23 protein-coding genes and 6 pseudogenes are annotated in these 22135 nt (G+C 70.3%); 17 read left to right on the top strand and 12 right to left on the bottom strand.

Annotated elements, in window-relative coordinates:
• Positions 1 to 6 precede the first annotated feature (6 nt).
• The 4 genes and pseudogenes from DRB96_RS18905 to DRB96_RS18890 all read right to left on the bottom strand — a co-directional run.
• On the bottom strand, positions 7 to 330 hold the full coding sequence (locus DRB96_RS18905) for a hypothetical protein (RefSeq protein WP_162688715.1): 324 nt from the start codon (positions 328 to 330) through the stop codon (positions 7 to 9).
• A 613-nt stretch (positions 331 to 943) separates the two neighbouring features.
• A complete protein-coding gene (locus DRB96_RS18900) occupies positions 944 to 1294 on the bottom strand; it encodes a hypothetical protein (RefSeq protein ID WP_112449521.1) in 351 nt (116 codons plus the stop codon).
• Positions 1295 to 1334: 40 nt separating this feature from the next.
• Complete coding sequence (locus tag DRB96_RS18895) at positions 1335 to 2006, bottom strand: hypothetical protein (RefSeq protein WP_204357767.1); 672 nt, start codon at positions 2004 to 2006, stop codon at positions 1335 to 1337.
• Positions 2007 to 2177: 171 nt separating this feature from the next.
• Positions 2178 to 2793: pseudogene (locus tag DRB96_RS18890) on the bottom strand (5'-nucleotidase); the annotation flags it as partial.
• 37 nt (positions 2794 to 2830) lie between these two features.
• On the opposite strand from DRB96_RS18890, the pseudogene DRB96_RS18885 reads away from it, so the two are divergent.
• Positions 2831 to 2962: pseudogene (locus tag DRB96_RS18885) on the top strand (IS5/IS1182 family transposase); the annotation flags it as partial.
• A 195-nt stretch (positions 2963 to 3157) separates the two neighbouring features.
• Positions 3158 to 3697: pseudogene (locus DRB96_RS18880) on the top strand (amidohydrolase family protein); the annotation flags it as partial.
• A gap of 50 nt (positions 3698 to 3747) precedes the next feature.
• Here the strand turns inward: DRB96_RS18880 and DRB96_RS18875 are convergent.
• The 4 genes from DRB96_RS18875 to DRB96_RS18860 all read right to left on the bottom strand — a co-directional run bounded on the left by DRB96_RS18875 (position 3748) and on the right by DRB96_RS18860 (position 7663).
• On the bottom strand, positions 3748 to 4737 hold the full coding sequence (locus DRB96_RS18875) for a COX15/CtaA family protein (protein WP_239516227.1): 990 nt from the start codon (positions 4735 to 4737) through the stop codon (positions 3748 to 3750).
• Between the two features lie 4 nt (positions 4738 to 4741).
• On the bottom strand, positions 4742 to 5878 hold the full coding sequence (locus DRB96_RS18870) for a hypothetical protein (protein WP_112449518.1): 1137 nt from the start codon (positions 5876 to 5878) through the stop codon (positions 4742 to 4744).
• Positions 5879 to 5957: 79 nt separating this feature from the next.
• Positions 5958 to 6740 carry an ABC transporter permease gene (locus tag DRB96_RS18865; protein WP_112449517.1) on the bottom strand — a complete coding sequence of 261 codons (783 nt, stop codon included), beginning with the start codon at positions 6738 to 6740 and terminating at the stop codon, positions 5958 to 5960.
• Positions 6737 to 7663 (bottom strand): ABC transporter ATP-binding protein, encoded by a 927-nt coding sequence (locus tag DRB96_RS18860; RefSeq protein ID WP_112449516.1) that lies wholly within the window; start codon positions 7661 to 7663, stop codon positions 6737 to 6739. The genes DRB96_RS18865 and DRB96_RS18860 overlap by 4 nt, the downstream gene beginning before the upstream one ends.
• A gap of 134 nt (positions 7664 to 7797) precedes the next feature.
• Between DRB96_RS18860 and DRB96_RS18855 the strand changes: the two genes are divergently transcribed.
• From DRB96_RS18855 to DRB96_RS18800, 12 genes are all read left to right on the top strand, one after another.
• Positions 7798 to 8589 carry a formate/nitrite transporter family protein gene (locus DRB96_RS18855; RefSeq protein WP_162688649.1) on the top strand — a complete coding sequence of 264 codons (792 nt, stop codon included), beginning with the start codon at positions 7798 to 7800 and terminating at the stop codon, positions 8587 to 8589.
• 131 nt (positions 8590 to 8720) lie between these two features.
• Positions 8721 to 9482, top strand: coding sequence for an ArsR family transcriptional regulator (locus DRB96_RS18850; RefSeq protein WP_112449514.1), 762 nt, complete (start codon positions 8721 to 8723; stop codon positions 9480 to 9482).
• Positions 9479 to 10894, top strand: coding sequence for a Fe-S cluster assembly protein SufB (gene sufB, locus DRB96_RS18845; RefSeq protein WP_112449513.1), 1416 nt, complete (start codon positions 9479 to 9481; stop codon positions 10892 to 10894). The genes DRB96_RS18850 and sufB overlap by 4 nt, the downstream gene beginning before the upstream one ends.
• Before the next feature lie 59 nt (positions 10895 to 10953).
• A complete protein-coding gene (gene sufD / locus DRB96_RS18840) occupies positions 10954 to 12132 on the top strand; it encodes a Fe-S cluster assembly protein SufD (protein WP_112449512.1) in 1179 nt (392 codons plus the stop codon).
• On the top strand, positions 12132 to 12461 hold the full coding sequence (locus DRB96_RS18835) for a bifunctional 3-phenylpropionate/cinnamic acid dioxygenase ferredoxin subunit (protein WP_112449511.1): 330 nt from the start codon (positions 12132 to 12134) through the stop codon (positions 12459 to 12461). The genes sufD and DRB96_RS18835 overlap by 1 nt, the downstream gene beginning before the upstream one ends.
• 7 nt (positions 12462 to 12468) lie before the next feature.
• Positions 12469 to 13236 carry a Fe-S cluster assembly ATPase SufC gene (sufC, locus tag DRB96_RS18830; RefSeq protein ID WP_112449510.1) on the top strand — a complete coding sequence of 256 codons (768 nt, stop codon included), beginning with the start codon at positions 12469 to 12471 and terminating at the stop codon, positions 13234 to 13236.
• Positions 13233 to 14489, top strand: a complete 1257-nt coding sequence (locus tag DRB96_RS18825) for a cysteine desulfurase (protein WP_112449509.1) — start codon at positions 13233 to 13235, stop codon at positions 14487 to 14489. The genes sufC and DRB96_RS18825 overlap by 4 nt, the downstream gene beginning before the upstream one ends.
• A gap of 29 nt (positions 14490 to 14518) precedes the next feature.
• Positions 14519 to 14980, top strand: a complete 462-nt coding sequence (gene sufU, locus DRB96_RS18820) for a Fe-S cluster assembly sulfur transfer protein SufU (RefSeq protein ID WP_112449508.1) — start codon at positions 14519 to 14521, stop codon at positions 14978 to 14980.
• Positions 14977 to 15321: a metal-sulfur cluster assembly factor gene (locus DRB96_RS18815; protein WP_073913993.1), complete on the top strand. Its 345-nt coding sequence runs from the start codon at positions 14977 to 14979 to the stop codon at positions 15319 to 15321. The genes sufU and DRB96_RS18815 overlap by 4 nt, the downstream gene beginning before the upstream one ends.
• A gap of 286 nt (positions 15322 to 15607) precedes the next feature.
• Positions 15608 to 16945, top strand: coding sequence for a DUF3616 domain-containing protein (locus DRB96_RS18810; RefSeq protein ID WP_239516816.1), 1338 nt, complete (start codon positions 15608 to 15610; stop codon positions 16943 to 16945).
• 114 nt (positions 16946 to 17059) lie between these two features.
• On the top strand, positions 17060 to 17383 hold the full coding sequence (locus DRB96_RS18805) for a multidrug efflux SMR transporter (protein WP_112449507.1): 324 nt from the start codon (positions 17060 to 17062) through the stop codon (positions 17381 to 17383).
• Entirely contained in the window at positions 17383 to 17907 is a 525-nt protein-coding gene (locus tag DRB96_RS18800; RefSeq protein WP_112449506.1) for a TetR family transcriptional regulator, read from the top strand. Before DRB96_RS18805 ends, DRB96_RS18800 begins: the two co-directional genes overlap by 1 nt.
• Before the next feature lie 38 nt (positions 17908 to 17945).
• On the opposite strand, the pseudogene DRB96_RS18795 reads toward DRB96_RS18800, so the two are convergent.
• A pseudogene (locus DRB96_RS18795) lies at positions 17946 to 18101 on the bottom strand (HxlR family transcriptional regulator); the annotation flags it as partial.
• Positions 18059 to 18286, bottom strand: coding sequence for a transposase (locus DRB96_RS18790; RefSeq protein ID WP_239516228.1), 228 nt, complete (start codon positions 18284 to 18286; stop codon positions 18059 to 18061). The gene DRB96_RS18790 and the pseudogene DRB96_RS18795, both read right to left, overlap by 43 nt.
• A gap of 131 nt (positions 18287 to 18417) precedes the next feature.
• Between DRB96_RS18790 and DRB96_RS18785 the strand changes: the two are divergent.
• From DRB96_RS18785 to dapD, 3 genes and pseudogenes are all read left to right on the top strand, one after another.
• Positions 18418 to 19590 (top strand): annotated as a pseudogene (locus DRB96_RS18785) (transposase).
• A gap of 32 nt (positions 19591 to 19622) precedes the next feature.
• Positions 19623 to 20198: pseudogene (locus tag DRB96_RS18780) on the top strand (MFS transporter); the annotation flags it as partial.
• 9 nt (positions 20199 to 20207) lie between these two features.
• Complete coding sequence (gene dapD / locus DRB96_RS18775) at positions 20208 to 21188, top strand: 2,3,4,5-tetrahydropyridine-2,6-dicarboxylate N-succinyltransferase (RefSeq protein WP_112449505.1); 981 nt, start codon at positions 20208 to 20210, stop codon at positions 21186 to 21188.
• A gap of 74 nt (positions 21189 to 21262) precedes the next feature.
• Here the strand turns inward: dapD and DRB96_RS18770 are convergent, their stop codons facing one another.
• Together DRB96_RS18770 and DRB96_RS18765 are read right to left on the bottom strand one after the other, a co-directional pair.
• Positions 21263 to 21517, bottom strand: a complete 255-nt coding sequence (locus DRB96_RS18770; RefSeq protein WP_112449504.1) for a hypothetical protein — start codon at positions 21515 to 21517, stop codon at positions 21263 to 21265.
• Between the two features lie 107 nt (positions 21518 to 21624).
• Positions 21625 to 22110 carry a GNAT family N-acetyltransferase gene (locus DRB96_RS18765; protein WP_112449503.1) on the bottom strand — a complete coding sequence of 162 codons (486 nt, stop codon included), beginning with the start codon at positions 22108 to 22110 and terminating at the stop codon, positions 21625 to 21627.
• Between the last annotated feature and the right edge of the window lie 25 nt (positions 22111 to 22135).

Here is a 22135-nt window from a genome sequence, read left to right as displayed (position 1 = left end):
GAGTTCCTAGGAACTCTCCTCAACCGGTGCGTTGTTGTGAGCGACCATCAGCTGAGCCATCCGGTGCAACCGATGCCATACGTGCACGCTGTCATGTTCAGCCAGCTCGGGAAGGACCCTCTCAATCTCGTCAGAGATGAACCTCACGGTCGCCATCCCCCGCTCGTGGAGGGAGCCGCCATTGGTGATCCACGTGTACGTGCAGCCCTCCATCCTGGTGTAAATCGACACTAGATCGACGCCCGCCACCTCAAGGCTGTTCCACCTGCCGTCCCACGGCTCATCCAGCAGGCATGCAACCACGGCTACAGGGTCTTCAGCAGCATCCATACCCACATTGTCGCGGGCCGCGCCGTCGGCGAGAAGCTGCGGCCGATCACCGCTGCCTGAATCCGCACCCGGCGCAGACAGGAGCCCGAGCACGAGGCAGCGCAATGATCGACCGGACAGCTCCTAGGTTCGCTGGCAAGGAAGGCGAAACGACTGGGTTCGCTGTCAAACGCCTGGATTGGATGACAGCGGTCAGCGACTCGGCACAGGTGATCTCTCGCAGCGAAGGTTGAGCGTTGTCATCGAAGGTTGGTGAGGGCTAGGTTTCTCACCGAAGGCATCTGACGGCCCTCACGGGCTGGCGGGCCTTCGTCGCGGCCCAGGGTCACGTCCGGGGATGTGGTGTACGGGTGGCTGATGCGCTCGCGCCGCCTGACACACGACTACGAGAGGCGGACCGAAACGGCCGAGGCGATGGTGCTGTGGTCGATGACCATGGTCATGAGCCGCCGCCTCGCGAAACAGCGACGCTGAAGGAGCCCGAGGTGTCCTTGGCAAGCCAGCCCCGCGCGGCCAGACGCTTCGCCTTGGACCGCACGCGCCGAACCGAGGACACGCGACCTGACCGGGAGGTCCGGGAGCACCGGCCCCGGCCTGCACACCCGGCGGCGTCCTACGAAGGCGCGTTCCCCTCCCGGCTCTGCTGCCGCACCCGACGCCTCATGCCTCGGGCGGGGACCGCGACCCCGATCAGGACCGGGACCCCTGCGGCGATCCCGACCCAGAGAACGAGCGCGAGGTAGCCGTAGGCGGCGTTCCGCGTGTCCTGGTCCGCCCATACGAGGAAGACGATGCTCACCACGAGCGCGACTGCCATGAGGGCGGCGACGACGACGACGGTCCAGGTGAGAACGCCCGCCCACCGCCGGTAGGAAGCGGTGACCTCACGGGCCTGCGGTGGCGCGTACACGCCGGGCGCACCGGGCGGCCAGGGCCAGTGGGAGGGAGGCTGCTGGTCGGACATGGGACCAGTTCTACTGTGCGCGGCCCCGGAACACCACCCTTCACTTCTTCATGGCGTCCCACCTGATGGAGCTGAAGCTGCGTACCAGGGCGACCAGTGCGGCCCCGAGCCGCCAGTCCAGGTCCGGTTCGTGCAGGTGCAGCTTGTCGCCGCCGGACCTGAACTCCAGGGGCATCCTGCCGCCCGCACGCCATCGGATGCGCCGGGGGCCGCGCGCGGCACCGCCCACGCTCGGGGAGCTGTCGAGGATGGAGAAGAGGACGATCAGCACCATCAGGGGCAGACACAGCCACCACACGAACCACCACACGATCCGGCCCTTGTAGCCCACCGCATCGGGGGCGCCGGGCGGGGTCACGGTCCAGCGCGTGCGAAGGCCCCTGCCTCGGAACGTCTTCTCGCGCACGATCGTGCCGATGTGCTCGCCGTGCGCGCCGAGGACCTGGAAGGTGGCGACACCGCCGGCGGCGGACTGGGTCACCACCGTGGCCACCCGCTCCCGACGGTGTTCGTCGGCCCACAATACGAAGGCGCGGGCGCCGCTCTTGCGGGCCGCGAGATAGGCGGGTATGCCGCCCGGCGGCAGCTCGCGCTCCGGGTACGCGACCATGCGGGCCGGTCCCGAACCGTCGGTGAAGTCGATCGAATCCCTGACCGTCCCCGGGTCCTGGACCCTTCCCCGGACGCAGTTCATACTCAGTACGTTGCTCACCCGGCGGGCTCCTCAAGGGCTGCTAAGGGGGTGCGTCCAGCTATCAGCTGCCTACTCTATGGGCTGGATCTGGTCGGTCGGTCGGCCGGATCGGGTCGGCTGGCCCGTGCGGGAGCCGATGAGAAAGGGGCGGCAGGCCCGCAGGCCCACCGCCCCTTCGTCCAGGGGGAGTTACTGGATGATCGTGATCCGGTCCGTCGCCGGCGGGGTCAGCGGTGCGGCGGCCGTGGAGTGGGCCGCCGGGTAGGCGTTGGACAGGTCCAGGTCGAAGGCGCCGACCAGCTTGTTCGTGCCCTGGCCGAGGGCCGCGAAGCCGTCGCCGCCGCCCGCGAGGAACTCGTTCATCGCGACGCGGTAGGTGCGCGCCGGGGCGATCGCCTCGCCGTTCAGCTTGATGGTGTCGGCGACCACGCGGTCCGCGCCGCTCTTCGTCAGATCGAGGGTGTAGGTGAGGCCCTCGGAGACCTGGAGGATCTTCGGGCTGGCCCCGTTGGAGCTGCTGACCTGCTGCTGGAGCGCGGTGACCAGTTGGGCACCGGTCAGGTCGACGACGTTCATCATGTTGGTGAACGGCTACACGGTGAACGCCTCGCCGTAGGTGACGACCCTGTCGCCCTCACTGCCGGACGCCTTGTGCACCAGGTCCGCGCGGATGCCGCCCGGGTTCATGAACGTGACTTCCGCTCCGCCCTTGTCGGCAGGGGCGAGACCTTCGAGCTGGGCGTCGGCGATGACGTTGCCGAGCGGCTTCTCGGGGGCCGTGGCCTCGGCCATTGATGTCGGCGCTCGCTGAGCTGCATCGCGCCCGCGTCATGCGAGTTCACACGTTCGGGTGGCTGATGCGCTCGCGCCGCCTGGCCCGCGACTACGAGAGGCGGACCAAAACGGCCGAGGCGATGGTGCTGTGGTCGATGACCATGGTCATGAGCCGCCGCCTCGCGAAGCGGCGACGCTGAAGAAGCCCGGGGTTTCCTCAACGAGCCAGCCCCGTGCGGCCAGGCGTTTCGTCTTGGACCGCACCCCTTCGATCTTCGCCGGGACCAGTTGGGTCTGCCGCACGATCGGGTGACATCTGAACTGGCTTGCCTTGCATGGCAGGTGGGAAGGATGTCGCTGTGCCCAAGCCTTATCCCCAGGAGTTCCGCGAGGACGTCGTGCGGGTCGCGAGGAACCCAGCAGGTGCCGCAGGAGTACGGGATCCCGTACTCCTGCGGCACCTGCTGTGGAGCGCGCTGGCGTCCGGACTGCCGCTCCAGCTGCACACGGGCGGGGACTCGGGGGAGCCGAGGCGGCTGACGGAGTTCCTGCGGGCGGCGGCGGGACCCGGTACGCGGGTGGTCATGCTGGGCGGATACCCGTACCACCGGCAGGCCGCGCGACTGGCGGCACTCTTTCCGCACGTCCACGCCGATCTGGGCGCCGCCCTCGGGCCCTCGGGGGCGCGGGCGACCGAAGTGCTCGCCGAGTCCCTGGAGATCGCCCCGTTCGGAAAGCTGATGTTCGGCGGCGGCGGACGGCAGCTGCCCGAACTGCACGCGGTCGGAGCCCTGGCCTTCCGGGAGGCGCTGGGCCGGGTCCTGGGCGGCTGGGTCGCCGAGGGCTCCTGGTCCTGGCGGGACGCGGAGCGGGTGGCGGCGATGGTCGCGGCGGGCAACGCACGCCGCGTCTACCGGCTCGACGAGCGGGGCTGACGCCCGCACGGCAAGCCCCGCGCGGCAAGCCCCGCACGGGAGCGGACGGCTCAGGCGTTGGTGAGCTGGGCGTCGCCCTGGGCCGGGATGCCGGCCTGCGCCGACGGCCGCTCGCGCAGGCTCAGCGCGACCCGGAGCACCGCGATCCACACCAGGCAGGAGCCGAGCATGTGGGCGGCGACCAGGGCCTCGGGAACCTTGGTGAAGTACTGGACGTAGCCGATGGCGCCCTGCGCGAGCAGCACGATCAGCAGGTCGCGGGCGCGGGCCCGGGTGTCGACGGGGGAGTCGGCCACGCGCAGCAGCAGCCACATCGCGACGGCGAGCGCACACACCAGCCAGGCGGAGACCGCGTGCACGTGGGCGGTCGTCGCCCAGTCGAACGGCATCCGCTTGATCTCGCTGCTGTCGCCCGCGTGCGGGCCGGAGCCGGTGACCACGGTGCCCGCCGCGACCAGGACGACGGTGGCCGCGATCAGCGCCCGCGAGAGGGCCCGCACCGGAGCGGGCACGCGCGGACGGGCGGGGCCGTCACCCTCGCGGGTGCGCTGCCAGGTGATCGTCGTGACGGTGATCAGCGCGGTGGCGAGCATGAAGTGCCCGGCCACGCTGTAGGGGTTGAGCCCCGTCAGGACGGTGATGCCGCCGAGGACCGCGTTGCCCATCACGATGGCGAACTGGAGCCAGCCGAGCCGGGTCAGCGAGCACCGCCACGGCGTGGCGCAGCGGGCCGCGGTGATCGCCCAGCCGACGGCCGCGCAGAGCACGTACGTCAGCATGCGGTTGCCGAACTCGATGACCCCGTGGAAGCCCTGCTCCTGGGTCACGATCAGGCTGCCGTCGGTGCACTTGGGCCATGTGTCGCAGCCGAGACCGGATCCGGTCAGCCGTACCGCGCCGCCGGTGACGACGATGACGACGCTCATGAGCACCGCTGCGAACGCGGCCCGCTGGACGGTCCGGGGCGACGGAGTCCAGCGGCGGGCGAGATATGCGAGGGGGGTCAACACGGCCCTTATCGTACGCGGACACTTGTGCAAAGTTTCACGAGGGGGTGGCGGCAGGAGCGTCCGGGCCGATGACCAGCCGGAACCGGGCCCCGGCGGGGTCGCCTTCCGCATGCCACCAGACGCGGATCCGCCAATGCGCGCCGTCGCCCGGGTAGTCGGGAGACGCCGCGAAGCTCCGTACCAATTCGGACGCTACGTCCTCGGCTGTCCTGTTTCGCACTTCCGCACCGCTGCGCCAGGGATGTGACTGTACGTTCCACAGTCCGTCGGAGCCGCGCACCTCGATCCGCCACACCGCGAGCCAGGGGGTCACCTCCAGCATCGTGCGGACCTGGTCGGCCTCCAGCCGCAGCCGGCCGGCGATCTCCTCCTCGGCCACGCCCTGGATCCGGGCGGCCACCACGGCCTGGGGCAGCAGCCGTTCGGGCAGCAGCCCGCGGGCGCGCAGGCCCGCCAGGGAACCGAAGGCGAGGAAGCGCAGGCGCAGTTCGAGCTGGCGGCCGATGTGGTCCAGGGCCTCCTCGGCCTCCTGCGACTCCTCGGAGCCCGGAGCGGCGAGCAGCAGCCGCCGGAAGGCGCCCTCCGCGTCGACCGCCCATCCCACGGACTCCTCGGCCAGGCCCAGCTCCGCGAGCCGGTCGCCGAGGAAGACCTTCGCCTGGGCGAGGCCCCGCTGGTTGACCGGATCCTCCTGGTCCAGGGCCGCCCAGACCTCCACGGCTCCGCGCGTCAGGTCCCGGGCGCGCTCGCCCGCCGCCCGCTCCATGGCGCTGGGACCGCTCTCGGCGCCGGGGCCGAGGGGGTGCCTGGGCAGCCGGTCCCCGTCGCTGAGCGGCCAGGACAGCCAGACCCCCTGGTTGATCAGGCCCCGGGCGTACCAGCGCGCGTACTCGGGGGCGTGTCCGGCGGCCTGCTGCGAGAACCGCAGCCCCTCCTCGATGGCGGCCAGTGCCCCGGCCCGGTCGCCCGCGCCGAAGCGGCGGGCCGCGAGGTCGCTCAGCCGCAGGCCCAGCCGGGCCGTGCACTCGGCGTCGCCGCGGGCCGGCTCGCGCAGCGCGCCGATCAGCTCGGCCAGCAGGGCGTCGGCCTCCGCGGGCTCCGCGTGCGCCGCCCCCGACCGGATCCGCGCCCACTGTTCGTCCAGCCGCAGAACGGCCTCCCGCTGCGCCATGCCGCCCCCCGGCGTCTGTGGTGCGCTGTCGTGTGGACGCGCCCATCCTCCTGCCGGGGGAACGCTCAGGGGAAGGGATTCACTCCCAGCGGAAGAGGCGTCCGGCGGCGCCCAGACCGAGTACGGCCCAGACCGCGAGGACGGCCGCGTCGCCCCAGGGCAGCGCGGCCCCGTGCTGGAGCACCTCGCGCAGTCCGTCGGAGAGCGCCGAGATCGGCAGCAGCCCGAGCACGGTCTGCGCCCCGGCCGGGAACTTCTCCAGGGGCACGATGACCCCGCCGCCGACCAGCAGCAGCAGGAAGACCAGATTGGCGGCGGCCAGCGTCGCCTCGGCTCGGAGCGTGCCCGCCATCAGCAGGCCGAGCCCGGAGAACGCGGCGGTGCCGAGCAGGATCAGCGCGGCCACCGAGAACGGGTCGCCGTGCGGGGACCAGCCCAGCGCGAAGGCGATCGCCGTCAGCAGCGCGATCTGGAGCACCTCGGTGACCAGCACCGACAGGGTCTTGGCCGCCATCAGCGCCCAGCGCGGCAGCGGCGAGGCCCCGAGCCGCTTGAGGACCCCGTACCGGCGGTCGAAGCCGGTGGCGATGGCCTGGCCGGTGAAGGCGGTGGACATCACGGCCAGCGCCAGGATGCCGGGGGCGAGGTAGTCCACGGACTTCTCGGCGCCCCCCTCCCGAAGGGGCAGGTCGACGATGTCGACCGCGGAGAACAGCACCAGCAGCAGCGCGGGGATGATCACGGTCAGCAGCAGCTGCTCGCCGTTGCGCAGGAGCATCCGCGTCTCCAGCGCGGTCTGCGCGAGGATCATGCGGGACACGGGCGCGGCCCCCGGACGGGGGGTGAACGTACCGGCGCTCATGCGCGCAGCTCCTTACCGGTCAGTTCGAGGAAGACGTCTTCGAGGGTGTGCCGCTCCACCGCGAGGCTGTCCGGCATCACGCCGTGCTGCGCGCACCAGGAGGCGACGGTGGCCAGCAGCTGCGGGTCGACGTCGCCGACGACCCGGTAGACGCCGGGGACGAGCTCCGCGGCCTGGGTGCCGTCGGGCAGGGCCTTGAGCAGCGAGGCGAGGTCGAGGGCGGGGCGGCCGGTGAAGCGCAGGGTGTTCTCGGCGCCGCCGCGGCACAGCTGGTCGGGGGTGCCGTGCGCGATGACCTTGCCGGCGTCGACGATGGCGACCTCGTCCGCGAGCTGTTCGGCCTCGTCCATGTGGTGGGTGGTGAGGACGACGCAGACCCCGTCGGCGCGCAGCTCCCGTACGAGCTCCCAGGTCGCGCGGCGGGCCTGCGGGTCGAGGCCGGCGGTCGGCTCGTCCAGGAAGACCAGCTCGGGGCGGCCCACGACGGCCATGGCGAGGGCCAGGCGCTGCTGCTGGCCGCCGGAGAGCCGGCGGTAGGGGGTGCGGCCGCAGCCGCCCAGGCCGAGCCGCTCCACCAGGGTGGCGACGTCGAGCGGGTCGGCGTAGAGCTTGGCCATGTGGCGCAGCATCTCCACGGCGCGGGCGCCGGAGTAGACCCCGCCGGACTGGAGCATCACGCCGATGCGGGAGCGCAGGGCGTCACCCTGGGTGACGGGGTCGAGGCCGAGGACGCGGACGGATCCGGCGTCGGGGCGGCGGTATCCCTCGCAGGTTTCCACAGTGGTCGTCTTGCCCGCGCCGTTGGGACCGAGGACTGCGGTGACCGAGGCCCTCCGGACGGTGAGGTCCAGGCCGTCCACCGCTGCTTTGGGGCCGTACCGCTTCACCAGTCCGCGGATTTCCACGGCGGGGTCGTTGCTCATGGGGCCTGAGTCTACGGAGCCGCGGGAAGTCCCCGGGGCGGGGCCGTAGGTCCCGCCCCGGAGGGGTCGTGGACCTGCGCTTTCATGACCTTTTCGGAGTCCCCGGGCAGGGTCCGCGGCCCTAACGTCGAATGGTGAACAGCATCGCTCAGAACGTCGAAGCCACCTCGGGGCAGGCCGAGCACAAGGCCCATGACCTCGGTCATCCGCCCCGCTACTTCGTGTCGGCGATGCTCGCGGGCGCCTACATCGGGATCGGCGAGGTGCTGCTCCTCGTGGCGATCTCCCCGTTCGTGGCCAAGGGCTCGGCGGCCGTGAAGCTGCTGGAGGGCGCGGTCTTCCCGATCGCGCTGACGATCGTGATGTTCGCCGGCGCCCAGCTCTTCACCAGCAACGTGATGGTCATGCTGGTCGGCGCCCTGTCCGGGCGGACCGGCGCCAAGGACCTGGCGCTGTCCTGGGCGCTCTCGCTCTGCGGCAACCTGGCCGGGGCCTTCGCCTTCGGGGCCATGGTGCACGCCTCCGGGGTGACCTCCTCGCCCTCCGCGCGGGCCATGCTCACCGAGATGGTGCACGCGAAGATGGAGCTCGGCGGGGGCCAGCTGTTCTGGCGCGCGGTGCTCTGCAACATGCTCGTCTGCCTGGCCATCTGGATGTTCACCCGTGCGCGCGGCGACGCGGCCAAGATTTTCGTGCTGTGGCTGCCCGTGGCCGTGTTCGTGGCCGTCGGATTTGAACACTGCGTGGCGAACATGGCCCTTTTCAGCCTCGCGATCCTGGATGGCTCAGCGGGCTTCGGTGATCTTTTCCGGAATCTGATGTTCACCGTTCCGGGGAACATCGTGGGCGGAGGACTGCTGGTGGGAGCCGTTTACTGGTTCACCGGCGGGGCCGTGCGCGAGGGTGGGGAGACCGCTTCCCTTTAAGCCGCCCTTTAGGGCGCCGTGCATAAATAAGGTAACCCTTAGTGATGGAGGCCACCAGAGGTGGTCTCCATCACGGCTTGTCGGGTCGCGACTAATTACGCAACAATGGCGTTGTGAAATACGGCGAACGGATGAGCGAGGCCCCCCAGGGCGAACTCGCGACCGGCGAGCGGTCAACCCGCAACCGGGTCGCGCGGTCGATCCTGGACCACGGTCCTTCCACCGTCGCCGACCTCGCACTGCGTCTCGGCCTCACCCAGGCCGCCGTTCGCCGCCACCTCGACACGCTCGTCGCCGACGACGTGGTCGCACCCCGAGAGCAGCGCGTGTACGGCGCTCGCACCCGGGGCCGGCCCGCCAAGGTCTTCGCGCTGACCGACTGCGGACGGGACGCCTTCGACCAGTCCTACGACACGCTCGCCGCGGACGCCATGCGCTGGATCGCGCAGGCCGCCGGCGGCGGTGTGCAGGGAGAAGCGGCGGTCGCCGCCTTCGCGAAGGCGAGACTGGCGGCGCAGGCGGAGACTTACCGGGAGGCCGTGGAGGCGGCCGCCCCCGAAAGCCGGGCCGAGGCCCTTGCCAAGGCGTTGACCGGAGACGGGTACGCTGCTACGGCGAAGAGCGCTCCCGGTCCGCACAGCGGTGAACAGCTCTGCCAGCACCACTGCCCGGTCGCACACGTTGCCGAGCAGTTCCCGCAGCTCTGCGAGGCGGAGACCGAGATCTTCTCCCGCCTGCTCGGGACGCACGTGCAGCGTCTCGCCACGATCGCCCACGGCGACGGGGTGTGCACGACGTTCATTCCGCGCAGCGGAAGCGGCGTCGGTGCCGCAGGCGCCGCACAGACCGACACATCAGTATCTGCAAGAACGGCCGGGAGGAACCCCGCATGACCACGGAGATTGCTCACCCTGAGCTCGATGGCCTGGGCACCTACGAATACGGCTGGGCCGACTCCGACGCGGCCGGTGCCACGGCCAAGCGGGGTCTGTCCGAAGAGGTCGTCCGCGACATCTCGGCGAAGAAGTCCGAGCCGGAGTGGATGCTGAACCTCCGCCTCAAGGGCCTCAAGCTGTTCGGCAAGAAGCCCATGCCCAACTGGGGTTCCGACCTCAGCGGCATCGACTTCGACAACATCAAGTACTTCGTGCGTTCCACCGAGAAGCAGGCCGCTTCTTGGGAGGACCTGCCGGAGGACATCAAGAACACGTACGACAGGCTCGGCATCCCGGAGGCAGAGAAGCAGCGCCTCGTCGCCGGTGTCGCGGCCCAGTACGAGTCCGAGGTCGTCTACCACCAGATCCGTGAGGACCTGGAGGAGCAGGGCGTCATCTTCCTCGACACGGACACCGCGCTGAAGACGCACCCGGAGCTCTTCCAGGAGTACTTCGGCACGGTCATCCCGGTCGGCGACAACAAGTTCGCCTCGCTGAACACCGCCGTGTGGTCGGGCGGCTCGTTCATCTACGTCCCCAAGGGCGTCAAGGTCGACATCCCGCTCCAGGCCTACTTCCGTATCAACACGGAGAACATGGGCCAGTTCGAGCGGACGCTGATCATCGTCGACGAGGACGCCTACGTCCACTACGTCGAGGGCTGCACCGCCCCGATCTACTCCTCGGACTCGCTGCACAGCGCCGTGGTCGAGATCATCGTGAAGAAGGGCGGCCGCTGCCGCTACACGACGATCCAGAACTGGTCGAACAACGTCTACAACCTGGTCACCAAGCGCGCCGTGGCGTACGAGGGCGCGACCATGGAGTGGATCGACGGCAACATCGGTTCCAAGGTCACCATGAAGTACCCGGCCGTCTACCTGATGGGCGAGCACGCCAAGGGCGAGACCCTCTCCATCGCCTTCGCGGGCGAGGGCCAGCACCAGGACGCCGGCTCCAAGATGGTCCACATGGCGCCGAACACCTCCTCCAACATCGTCTCCAAGTCGGTGGCGCGAGGCGGCGGCCGCACCTCGTACCGCGGCCTGGTCGAGATCGGCGAAGGCGCCCACGGCTCCAAGTCCAACGTGCTGTGCGACGCGCTCCTGGTCGACACCATCTCCCGCTCGGACACCTACCCCTACGTGGACGTCCGCGAGGACGACGTGTCCATGGGCCACGAGGCGACCGTCTCCAAGGTCTCCGACGACCAGCTCTTCTACCTGATGAGCCGCGGTCTGACGGAGTTCGAGGCCATGGCGATGATCGTGCGCGGCTTCGTCGAGCCGATCGCCCGCGAGCTGCCGATGGAGTACGCGCTGGAGCTGAACCGGCTGATCGAGCTGCAGATGGAGGGCTCGGTCGGATAGTCCCGGCCCGCCCGACGTCCCGCAGCAGATTCTTTAAGGAAGAGAGCAACACGACAGCCATGGCTGAGGCTCAGAACATTCCGGCGGGTTCGACCACCGCCGGCGCGATCGCGGTGGCCGCCGAGTCCACCGTCGCCACCCGGATGAGTGCCCCCCCGTCCTTCGACGTGGCGGACTTCCCCGTGCCCAACGGCCGCGAGGAGGAGTGGCGCTTCACGCCGCTCGCCCGGCTCAAGGGCCTGCACGACGGCACCGCGGTCGCCAACGGCACGATGAAGGCCCAGATCGACGCGCCCGAGGGCGTCACGGTCGAGTCGGTGGAGCGCGGCGACGCGCGCATCGGCAAGGCGGGCACCCCGGTGGACCGGATCGCCGCCCAGGCGTTCTCGTCCTTCGCCAAGGCCACGGTCGTCACCGTGCCCAAGGAGACCGTGCTGACCGAGCCCGTGCGCGTCTCGCTGCACGGCGAGGGCGGCACGACCTTCGGCCACACCGTCTTCGACGTCCAGGCCTTCGCCGAGGCTGTCATCGTCATCGACCACACCGGTGACGGCGTGCGCGCCGCCAACGTCGACTTCCTCGTCGGCGACGGCGCCAAGCTCACCGTGGTGTCCGTGCAGGACTGGGACGACACCGCCGTCCACGTCTCCCAGCACAACGCCCTGATCGGCCGCGACGCGACCTTCAAGTCGATCATCGTCACCTTCGGCGGCGACCTCGTACGCCTCCACCCGCGCGTGAACTACGCGGGCCCCGGCGGCGAGGCCGAGCTCTTCGGCCTGTACTTCACGGACGCCGGCCAGCACCAGGAGCACCGCCTCCTGGTCGACCACAAGGCCCCGCACTGCAAGTCGCACGTGGTCTACAAGGGCGCGCTGCAGGGCCAGGACGCCCACGCCGTCTGGATCGGTGACGTGCTCATCGAGAAGACCGCCGAGGGCACCGACACCTACGAGATGAACCGCAACCTCGTCCTCACGGACGGCGCGCGGGTCGACTCGGTGCCGAACCTGGAGATCGAGACCGGCGAGATCGTCGGCGCCGGCCACGCCTCGGCGACCGGCCGCTTCGACGATGAGCAGCTCTTCTACCTCCAGTCCCGCGGCATCCCGGCCGACACGGCCCGCCGGCTGGTCGTCCGCGGCTTCTTCGGCGAGCTCGTCCAGCAGATCGGTGTCCCCGACATCGAGGAGCGCCTGCTCGCGAAGATCGAAACCGAGCTGCAGGCGTCCGTCTGATGGCCTACGTCAAGGCCTGCGCGCTGAGCGAGCTGGAGGAGAACACCCCCAAGCGGGTGGAACTCGACGGCACGCCGGTGTCCCTCGTCTCCACCGGGGGGGAGGTGTTCGCGATCAACGACATCTGCTCGCACGCGAACGTCTCGCTCTCGGAGGGCGAGGTGGAAGACTGCATGATCGAGTGCTGGCTGCACGGGTCGTCCTTCGACCTGCGCACCGGCAAGCCGTCCGGTCTGCCCGCGACGCGCCCCGTCCCCGTATACCCCGTAAAGATCGAAGGGGGCAGCGTCCTCGTTGACGTACGCGCCTCCCTCACCCAGGAGTCCTGAGGTATCCATGGCAACGCTTGAAATCCACGACCTGCACGTCTCCGTCGAGGCCGAGAACGGCGCCCGCGAGATCCTCAAGGGCGTCGAGCTCACCATCAAGCAGGGTGAGACGCACGCCATCATGGGTCCGAACGGCTCCGGCAAGTCCACCCTCGCCTACGCCCTCGCCGGTCACCCGAAGTACACCATCACCAGCGGCACCGTGACCCTCGACGGCGAAGACGTCCTGGAGATGTCCGTCGACGAGCGCGCCCGCGCCGGCATGTTCCTCGCGATGCAGTACCCGGTCGAGATCCCCGGCGTCTCGGTCTCCAACTTCCTGCGCACCTCGGCCACCGCCATCCGCGGCGAGGCGCCGAAGCTGCGTACCTGGGTGAAGGAGGTCAAGTCCGCGATGGAGCAGCTCCAGATGGACCCGGCCTTCGCCGAGCGCAACGTCAACGAGGGCTTCTCCGGCGGTGAGAAGAAGCGCCACGAGATCCTGCAGCTGGAGCTCCTGAAGCCGAAGATCGCGATCCTCGACGAGACCGACTCCGGCCTCGACGTCGACGCCCTGCGCCAGGTCTCCGAGGGCGTCAACCGCGTCCGCGACACCGGCGACACCGGCACCCTGCTGATCACGCACTACACGCGGATCCTCCGCTACATCAAGCCCGACTTCGTCCACGTCTTCTCCGAGGGCCGCATCGTCGAGTCCGGCGGCGCCGAGCTCGCCGACAAGCTGGAGGCCGAGGGCTACGAGTCCTACAGCACGAAGGGTGGCGCGACCGCGTGACACAGCTGCCTGGCCTCCTCGACATCGAGGCGATCCGCAAGGACTTCCCCCTGCTGGATCGTGTGGTCCACGACGGGAAGAAGATCGTTTACCTGGACAACGCGGCGACCTCGCAGAAGCCGCGCCAGGTGCTCGACGCGCTGAACGAGTACTACGAGCAGCACAACGCCAACGTCCACCGTGGCGTGCACGTGCTGGCCGAGGAGGCCACGGCGCTGTACGAGGGTGCCCGCGACAAGGTCGCCGCCTTCATCAACGCACCGAGCCGCAACGAGGTGATCTTCACCAAGAACGCCTCGGAGTCGCTCAACCTGGTCGCGAACATGCTCGGCTGGGCGGACGAGCCCTACCGGGTCGACCGCGAGACCGAGATCGCCATCACGGAGATGGAGCACCACTCCAACATCGTCCCGTGGCAGCTGCTCGCGCAGCGCACCGGTGCGAAGCTGAAGTGGTTCGGCCTGACCGATGACGGCCGCCTGGACCTGTCCAACATCGAAGAGGTCATCACGGAGAAGACGAAGATCGTCTCCTTCACGCTGGTCTCCAACATCATGGGCACGGTCAACCCGACCGACGCGATCGTCCGGCGGGCGCAGGAGGTCGGCGCGCTGGTGCTGATCGACGCCTCGCAGGCCGCTCCGCACATGCCGCTCGACGTCCAGGCACTCGGCGCCGACTTCGTGGCCTTCACCGGCCACAAGATGTGCGGCCCGACCGGCATCGGCGTCCTGTGGGGCCGCCAGGAGCTGCTCGAGGACCTGCCGCCCTTCCTGGGCGGCGGCGAGATGATCGAAACCGTCTCGATGCACTCCTCGACGTACGCCCCGGCGCCGCACAAGTTCGAGGCCGGCACGCCCCCGATCGCCCAGGCCATCGGCCTCGGCGCGGCCGTGGACTACCTGACCGCGATCGGCATGGACAAGATCGCCGCGCACGAGCACGCGATCACCGAGTACGCGATCAAGCGTCTCTCGGAGGTCCCGGACCTGCGGATCATCGGCCCCACCACGGCCGAGGACCGCGGCGCCGCGATCTCCTTCGTGCTCGGCGACATCCACCCGCACGACGTCGGCCAGGTACTGGACGAGCAGGGCATCGCGGTCCGCGTGGGACACCACTGCGCCCGCCCGGTCTGCCTCCGGTACGGAATTCCGGCGACGACGCGAGCGTCTTTCTACCTGTACTCCTCTCCGGCCGAGGTCGACGCGCTGATCGACGGGCTGGAGCACGTACGGAACTTCTTCGGATAAGACGAAGCGACGAAGGCGACGAGGGCGCAGTGAAGCTGGAATCGATGTACCAGGAACTGATCCTGGACCACTACAAGCACCCGCGCGGGCGTGGCCTGCGCGACGGCGACGCCGAGGTGCACCACGTCAACCCGACGTGCGGTGACGAGATCACCCTGCGCGTGAAGTACGACGGCGAGACCCTCACGGACATCTCGTACGAGGGCCAGGGCTGCTCCATCAGCCAGGCCGGCGCGTCGATACTGAACGAACTGCTCGTCGGCAAGGAGCTGGGCGAGGCGCGGAAGATCCAGGAAGTCTTCCTGGAACTGATGCAGTCCAAGGGCAAGATGGAGCCCGACGAGGCCATGGAGGAGGTGCTGGAGGACGCGGTCGCGTTCGCCGGCGTCTCCAAATATCCGGCCCGGGTGAAGTGTGCTCTGCTGAGCTGGATGGCGTGGAAGGACGCGACCGCCCAGGCACTGGGCGACGCCGAGAGGAAGACGGCATGACCGAGAACGCGACGCCCGAGGCGTCGATCAAGCCGGCCACCGAGGAAGAGGTCCGCGAGGCCCTCTACGACGTGGTCGACCCCGAGCTGGGCATCGACGTCGTCAACCTGGGCCTGATCTACGGCATCCACGTCGACGACGCGAACATCGCCACCCTCGACATGACGCTCACGTCCGCGGCCTGCCCGCTGACGGACGTCATCGAGGACCAGGCGAAGTCGGCGACGGACGGCATCGTCAGCGAACTGCGCATCAACTGGGTCTGGATGCCCCCGTGGGGCCCGGACAAGATCACCGACGACGGCCGCGAGCAGCTGCGCGCCCTCGGCTTCAACGTCTGATCACCAGCTGATCACCAGCTGATCCGAGCTGACCCCGGCGATCTTCGGATGATCCGAGATGGACCGCGGTCAGCGGGCGAGTGAACACAGGACCCCCGGCACGGGTGTGCCGGGGGTCCTCTGTTTTCCCCTCCGACGGGCGGCGTGCACCGGGAGTTGGCCACGGTGGCCGAATCTTCTCGACGGCCGTCACAACGCGACGGCGCACTCGAGAGGACCTTCTGTGACCGTTCGCCTTTCACCGGCACGCCGCCTGGGTGCCGTGGGAGCCGCCGGGGCCGCCGCCCTGCTCGTCGCCGGGCTGACCGCGCCCGCGTACGCCGCCCAGGACGCCGCCGCCGATCCGACCATCGCGCTCTCCGCCGGCCACCTGTCCGGGGCCGTCGGCGCCTTCGCGGACCCCGGCGTGACCCTGGACATCGCGCAGGACGGGACGTCCGCCGCCTTCCTCAGGGTCACCGTCGTCTCCTCCAGCAACCCGGCCGTCGCCCGGCCCGGCGACGTGCGGATCGAGCGGACGCGCACCGGCCGTGAGCTGACCGTCCACCCGCGCGGCCAGGGCTACACGGACCTGACGCTCAAGGTGACCGGCCGCGGCGGGAAGACGGCCACGGCCACCCTCTCCTACGCCGCCTCGGCGCGCGTGGGCTCCGGGGCCTTCGCCACCCGCTACCTCACCGGCTCCTCCGACGCCTCGGCCGCCGTGGACGTGGGCGGCGGCTACGCGCTGGTGGCCGACGACGAGAGCAACGTGCTGCGCCTGTACGACCGTGCCCGCTCGGGCGCCCCGGTGAAGAGCTGGGACCTCGGCGCCGCGCTCGGCGCCAAGAAGGAAGCCGACATCGAGGCGGCCGCCCGGGTCGGCGACACTGTGTACTGGACGGGCTCGCTCGGCAACAACAAGGACGGCAAGTACAAGGCCGAGCGCAACACCGTCTTCACGACCAGGCTCGTGGGGACGGGCGCCGCCACCGAGATCGTCTTCGGCTCGGCGTACAAGGCCCTGCGCGAGGACCTGATCGCCTGGGACACGGCGAACGGAAACCGCTACGGCTTCGCGGCCGGCACGGCGGCGGGCCGGATCCCCAAGAGCATCGACGGCTTCAACGTGGAGGGCCTGGAGTTCGCGCCCGGCTCCACCAGCACCGCCTACTTGGGCTTCCGGGCCCCGCTGGCTCCCGCGGTGCCCGGCGGCAAGGCGCTCGTCGTGCCCGTCACCAACATCGACAAGGTGCTCTCCGGTGCGGCCAAGCCGGTCTTCGGCGAGCCGATCGAGATGAACCTCGGCGGCCTGGCCGTCCGCGACATCCGCAAGAACGCGGCCGACCAGTACCTGATCCTGGCCGGCTCGTGGGCGGCGGACGACAACTCCGACCCCTACGCGCTCTACCAGTGGGACGGGATCGCGGGCCACGCCCCGGTCAAGCGGGCGGACCTGCCCACCACCGACCCGGGCGGCTGGGAAGCCATCGTGGCCGTTCCCGACCTGCGGGTGCCCGGCGCCCGCGTCCAGCTGATCACCGACAGCGGCTCCGCCGACCTCTACGGGGACGGCACGGAAGCCAAGGACCTCGCGCACCCGGAGTGGAAGAAGGCGCGCGCGGCCTGGTTCACGCTGAACTGAGCTCCTCGGAGCTCCTCGGAGCGTCGGGGAGTCCCTCGGAGGGCCTGGTGAGCTCGGTCGCCAGGCCCTCACGGATGTGTACAGGTGTCCGCAACGATCTGTACTGTTGTACGCATGCCCTATGTACTGCTTGCCGCGGCCATCGCCGCCGAGGTCGCCGGGACCACCGCCATGAAGTTCAGCGACGGCTTCACCAAGCTGTGGCCCTCGCTGATCACCCTCGTCGGGTACGTCGTGGCCTTCACGCTGCTCGCGCAGACGCTGAAGTCGATGTCGGTCGGCACGGCGTACGCGATCTGGGCCGGCGTCGGCACGGCGGCGATCGCCGCGATCGGCATGATCTTCATGGGGGAGGCCGCGACCGCCGCGAAGATAGGCGGCATCGTGCTGGTGATCGCCGGGGTCGTCCTGCTGAACCTCGGAGGGGCGGCGCACTGATGGCCCGCCGGTACGACCCCGGGCGCAGGCAGCGCATCATCGACGCGGCGATCCGGGTGGTGGGCGCGAAGGGCATCGCGGGACTGAGCCACCGCAGCGCGGCCGCGGAGGCGGACGTCCCGCTCGGTTCCACGACGTACCACTTCGCGACCCTGGACGACCTCCTCGTGGCGGCGCTGCGGCAGGCGAACGAGGCGTTCACGCCGACACTGCCCCCCGGGGTGGACCTCGCGCAGGCGCTGGCCGGGCTGCTGGGGGAGCTGCTCTCGGCCGACCGGGCGCGGGCGGAGCTGGAGTACGAGCTCTACCTGGCCGCCCTGCGCCGCCCGGCCCTGCGCTCCGTGGCGGCCGAGTGGTGCGAGTCGATGGCCGCGGCGCTGTCCCTGTCGGGCCGGGTGGACCCGACGACGGCGCGCGCGGTGGTGGCGGTGATGGACGGGATCAGCCTGCAGGTCCTGCTGACGGGCGCGGAATACGACGAGCCGTACGCGCGCGAGGTCCTGGGCCGCGTCCTGCGCCCCTGACGGGCGGGCCGTGCGGCCGGGCCGGGGCCGGCCGGGGCCTACGCTCCGCGGACCGCCGTGAGGGCGGATGCCACGCTCGCCTCGATGTCCCGGATCGGGTAGAGGGCCTCGCGGACCGTGCGGTCGCGGTCCACGACCAGCGTCAGCCGCTTCAGCCGGCTGATGCCGCCCGCCCGGAACGTCGGCAGCCGCAACACTGTTTCAGCTCGGCCTTGAAGTCGGCGCAGACCTCCCGCGTGCTCTCTTCGGTGCGGGTCGGCGTGGCGTCGGTGAACGCATTCCGCCGGTACTCGGTGACGAAAACCAAGTGAACGTGCAGGTTGTGGACAACATGGCGTCCGGTGCGTTCATCGCGATGAGGGTTCCAGCGAGGTGACATAAACCACTGCTAGGTTCCTGATCATGAGTCAAGACACCCTGGTCAAGCGGTAGTTCGGGCACCGCGCCCGGCTCGCGCTATCGCGCGCCGAGGTGTTGAAGAGTGATAGCCAGGCGCACGCGGCCCGCACCATGTGGAACCTGCTGCACGCCTGGTGGCAGATGATGCCGAAGGAAAAACGGACCCTGGCGAACGCGGACGCCGCGATCCGCCAGGCCCGCGAGGACATCGACTTCCTCGCCGTCCTCCCCGCGCAGGCCGCGCAAGCGGTGCTTAAGACGTACTTTCAGGCGTGGAAGAACTGCTGGGACGGCTGCGCCGACGCCCCGAACTTCAAGGGCCGGTTCCGCACGGTGATGTCCGTGGACATCCCACAGGGCCGCGACCTGAACATCACCCGAGTGCATCGCCGCTGGGGCATGGCCAACCTGCCGAAGATCGGCCGGGTGCGTTTCCGGTGGACCAAAGACCTGCCGGTGGGCAAGCGTGCCAACGCGGAGAACCGGATCACCGGGGCGCGGCTGGTCAAGGACGCGCTCGGCTGGCACATCGCCTTCCGCGTCCAAGCCCTGGAGGTCGAGCCTGAGCCTCACCGGGGGCCGGAGGTCGGCATCGACGTGGGCGTCACCGTGCCCATGGCTCTCTCTGACGGTGAGACGTACGAGCACGGCGAGTGGCTGACCGATCGAGAGAAGGCCACGCTCCTGCGCCTGGAGCAGCGCGCCTCGCAGCGTAAGTAGCACCGCAAGCCCGGCGAGCACGCCAGCCGCCGGCTGCACCGCACCTACGACCAGATCGCAGGACTCCGCGCGAAAGCCAAGCGCCGGGCACTCGACTGGCAGCACCTGACGACCACCACCATCGCCCGCACCTACGGCACCGTCGTGGTCGAAGCACTCGCCATTGCGAACATGGTCAAGTCCGCCAAGGGAACCATCGAAGAGCCGGGAAGGAACGTCGCCCAGAAATCCGGGCTGAACCGCTCGATAAGCGGAGAGGCGTGGGGCCGGACGGTCGCCATGCTGACGTACAAGACCGCTCGGCACGGCGGCACCCTGCGCAAGGTCCCCGCCCCCGGTACCTCCCAACGCTGCTCGGCATGCGGCTTCACCACGCCGGGCAGTCGGGAGTCCCAGGCCGTGTTCGTGTGCAAGAACCCGGACTGCGGGTGGTCGGGCACCGCCGACCACAACGCGGCCCGCAACGTCTTGCACCTGTACCGGATGGGCCTCGCGCTCATCCCGGCTGCCGGGAGGGCAGTCGTCAGGCGCGCGAAGCGCGTCAAGCCCGCTGCCGCGAGGTAAGCAGGAATCTCCCGGCTCCAGCCGGGAGAGCACTTCAACGCCAGCAGTACTCGACCTTCCCGGTCTTCCTCGCCGACCACGGCCTCGACACCGGCGTCTACGGGCTGGTCATCGCCCTCAACGGGGCCGTCATCCTCGTCCTGGAACTCCCCGCCGCCGTTGCCCTGCGCTCCCGCCCGCCGCTGCGCGTCGTCGGCGCAGGCCTGCTGCTCGTCGGAGCCGGATACGGCGCGCTGCTGCTCGGGAGCGGGATCAGGGCGGCCGTGCTGATGATGGTGCTGCTGAGCCTCGGCGAGATCCTTTACAAGACCACCGCCACCGCCTACGTCGCCGACCAGGCCCCGGCACACGCCATCGGGCGGTTCCAGAGCCTGTACGCGGGGGTCTCGGTCAGCGGAGTCGCACTCGGCGCACCGCTCGGCGGAGCGCTGTACGCGGCGGCGCCCGGACTGCTGTGGCCGGTCTGCGCGGTGCTGGCGGCGGGCGCGGGCGCGGCCGTGCTGTGGATGTCGGCGCGGCCGGCCCGGGACGCGTCGCGACACGACGGGCGACGCGACCCGCGCCCGGCACATGAGACCGGTTCGCGACCGCGGGCCGTCGCCGGTTAGGTTTCGGGCATGACTGCTACGCGTACCACCGGCGCCGTCGCCGCCGGACTTGCCACCATCACCGCCGACGGCACCGTCCTCGACACCTGGTTCCCCGCTCCCCAGCTCGTCGCCGAGCCCGGCCCGGCCGGCACCGAGCGCCTCACCGCCGAGCAGGCCGTGGAGCTGCTGGGCGCCACCGCGCCCAAGGCGATCCGCCAGGACGCCGTCCGCGGCGTCGAGGTCGTAGCCGTCCGCACCGTGATCGCCTCCCTGGAGGACAAGCCGCTGGACGCGCACGACGCGTACCTGCGCCTGCACCTGCTCAGCCACCGCCTGGTCAAGCCGCACGGCCAGAACCTGGACGGCGTCTTCGGCCTCCTGGCCAACGTCGCCTGGACCTCGCTCGGCCCGGTCGCCATCGACCAGGTGGAGACCGTACGGCTGAACGCGCGCGCCGAGGGCCTGCACCTCCAGGTCACCTCGATCGACAAGTTCCCCCGGATGACGGACTACGTCGCCCCCAAGGGCGTGCGCATCGCCGACGCGGACCGGGTCCGCCTGGGCGCGCACCTCGCCGAGGGCACCACCGTGATGCACGAGGGCTTCGTCAACTTCAACGCCGGCACGCTGGGCACCTCCATGGTCGAGGGCCGCATCTCGGCGGGCGTCGTCGTCGGCGACGGCTCCGACATCGGCGGCGGCGCGTCCACGATGGGCACCCTGTCGGGCGGCGGCAAGCAGATCATCTCGATCGGCGAGCGCACCCTGATCGGCGCCGAGGCGGGCGTGGGCATCGCGCTGGGCGACGAGTGCGTCGTCGAGGCCGGCCTGTACGTGACCGCGGGCACCCGCGTCACCCTCCCGGACGGCCAGATCGTCAAGGCCTTGGAGCTCTCGGGCGCCAACAACATCCTGTTCCGCCGCAACTCGGTCTCCGGCGCCGTCGAGGCCCGCCCGTACAAGGCTGCCTGGGGCGGCCTGAACGAGGTCCTCCACAGCCACAACTGACGCTCACCGAACCGGCCGCGCGAGCGCCCTCCCGCCCCGAGCGGGGGAGGGCGTTCGCGGGCGGGACCGTGGGGTCAGTGCAGGGGGATCGTGCGGACCAGGCCGGCGAAGGCCTGCTGCTCCGCCTCGGTGAGCTCCACCGATTCCAGCGGGTGGGAGGCCGAGCCGCGCTGGGCCGGGATCACCGAGAGGCCCTCGAAGGCGCCCGGCTCCGGGTGGTGGAAGCGGCTGTCCCACAGCATGTGGCCGAGGCCGATGAACCAGATGAGGGCGGCCACGAGCAGGACGGCGATGCCGATTTCCTGGGCCAGGGAAACGGAGGGGAACACGCGGTCCTCCCAAGAGTGCGGTACAAGATCGGGCGTGGGGACACTCAACACCAGAACCGCCCGAATGGGTAGGGATGTGCTGAGCGTCACGCAAGGGCCCAAGGTCCCTATGTGGCCCGGCGGGATCCGAAGGAGACGGCCCGGTCCAGCGGGAGCTTGAAGCCCTCGTGGCTGCGGGTGAAGCCCAGTCGCTCGTAGAAGCGGTGCGCGGCGCCCCGCCGCTTGTCGCTGGTCAGCTGCATCAGGCCGCAGCCGCGCTCGCGGGCCCGCTCCGCCGCCAGCTCCATCAGGCGGGCGCCGAGTCCGCCGCCCCGCCGGTCCGCCCGGATCCGTACCGCCTCGACGAGCGCCCGCTCCCGCCCGCCCTGGCCCAGGCCCGGGATGTACGTCAGCTGCAGGCAGCCCAGGACGGCCCCGTCCTCCACCAGCACCAGCATCTCGTTGCGGGCGTCGGCCCCGATCGACGCGAAGGCCCGCTCGTGGGCCGCGGTGACCTCGACCGCCTCGGGGGCCACGGCCCCCGGCGGGTCGTCCTGCGTCAGCAGGGCGAGTACGGCGGGCAGGTCCTGGCGTGTCGCGGTACGGAAGATCATGCCCGGATCATGCCAAAGGGGCCGG

The sequence above is a fragment of the Streptomyces sp. ICC1 genome (assembly GCF_003287935.1).
Lineage (GTDB): Bacteria > Actinomycetota > Actinomycetes > Streptomycetales > Streptomycetaceae > Streptomyces > Streptomyces tritrimontium.
The sequence above is the reverse complement of the archived record's forward strand: the minus strand, read 5'-3'. Positions and strand labels throughout refer to the sequence as shown.

Bases quoted from the DNA above. Each gene is read 5' to 3' on its own strand.
- DRB96_RS18905 (WP_162688715.1), bottom strand. From the start codon at position 330: ATGGATGCTGCTGAAGACCCTGTAGCCGTGGTTGCATGCCTGCTGGAT.
- DRB96_RS18900 (WP_112449521.1), bottom strand. From the start codon at position 1,294: ATGTCCGACCAGCAGCCTCCCTCCCACTGGCCCTGGCCGCCCGGTGCG.
- DRB96_RS18870 (WP_112449518.1), bottom strand. From the start codon at position 5,878: ATGGCGCAGCGGGAGGCCGTTCTGCGGCTGGACGAACAGTGGGCGCGG.
- DRB96_RS18865 (WP_112449517.1), bottom strand. From the start codon at position 6,740: ATGAGCGCCGGTACGTTCACCCCCCGTCCGGGGGCCGCGCCCGTGTCC.
- DRB96_RS18860 (WP_112449516.1), bottom strand. From the start codon at position 7,663: ATGAGCAACGACCCCGCCGTGGAAATCCGCGGACTGGTGAAGCGGTAC.
- DRB96_RS18850 (WP_112449514.1), top strand. From the start codon at position 8,721: ATGAGCGAGGCCCCCCAGGGCGAACTCGCGACCGGCGAGCGGTCAACC.
- sufB (WP_112449513.1), top strand. From the start codon at position 9,479: ATGACCACGGAGATTGCTCACCCTGAGCTCGATGGCCTGGGCACCTAC.
- sufD (WP_112449512.1), top strand. From the start codon at position 10,954: ATGGCTGAGGCTCAGAACATTCCGGCGGGTTCGACCACCGCCGGCGCG.
- DRB96_RS18835 (WP_112449511.1), top strand. From the start codon at position 12,132: ATGGCCTACGTCAAGGCCTGCGCGCTGAGCGAGCTGGAGGAGAACACC.
- sufC (WP_112449510.1), top strand. From the start codon at position 12,469: ATGGCAACGCTTGAAATCCACGACCTGCACGTCTCCGTCGAGGCCGAG.
- DRB96_RS18815 (WP_073913993.1), top strand. From the start codon at position 14,977: ATGACCGAGAACGCGACGCCCGAGGCGTCGATCAAGCCGGCCACCGAG.
- DRB96_RS18805 (WP_112449507.1), top strand. From the start codon at position 17,060: ATGCCCTATGTACTGCTTGCCGCGGCCATCGCCGCCGAGGTCGCCGGG.
- DRB96_RS18800 (WP_112449506.1), top strand. From the start codon at position 17,383: ATGGCCCGCCGGTACGACCCCGGGCGCAGGCAGCGCATCATCGACGCG.
- DRB96_RS18790 (WP_239516228.1), bottom strand. From the start codon at position 18,286: ATGTCACCTCGCTGGAACCCTCATCGCGATGAACGCACCGGACGCCAT.
- dapD (WP_112449505.1), top strand. From the start codon at position 20,208: ATGACTGCTACGCGTACCACCGGCGCCGTCGCCGCCGGACTTGCCACC.
- DRB96_RS18765 (WP_112449503.1), bottom strand. From the start codon at position 22,110: ATGATCTTCCGTACCGCGACACGCCAGGACCTGCCCGCCGTACTCGCC.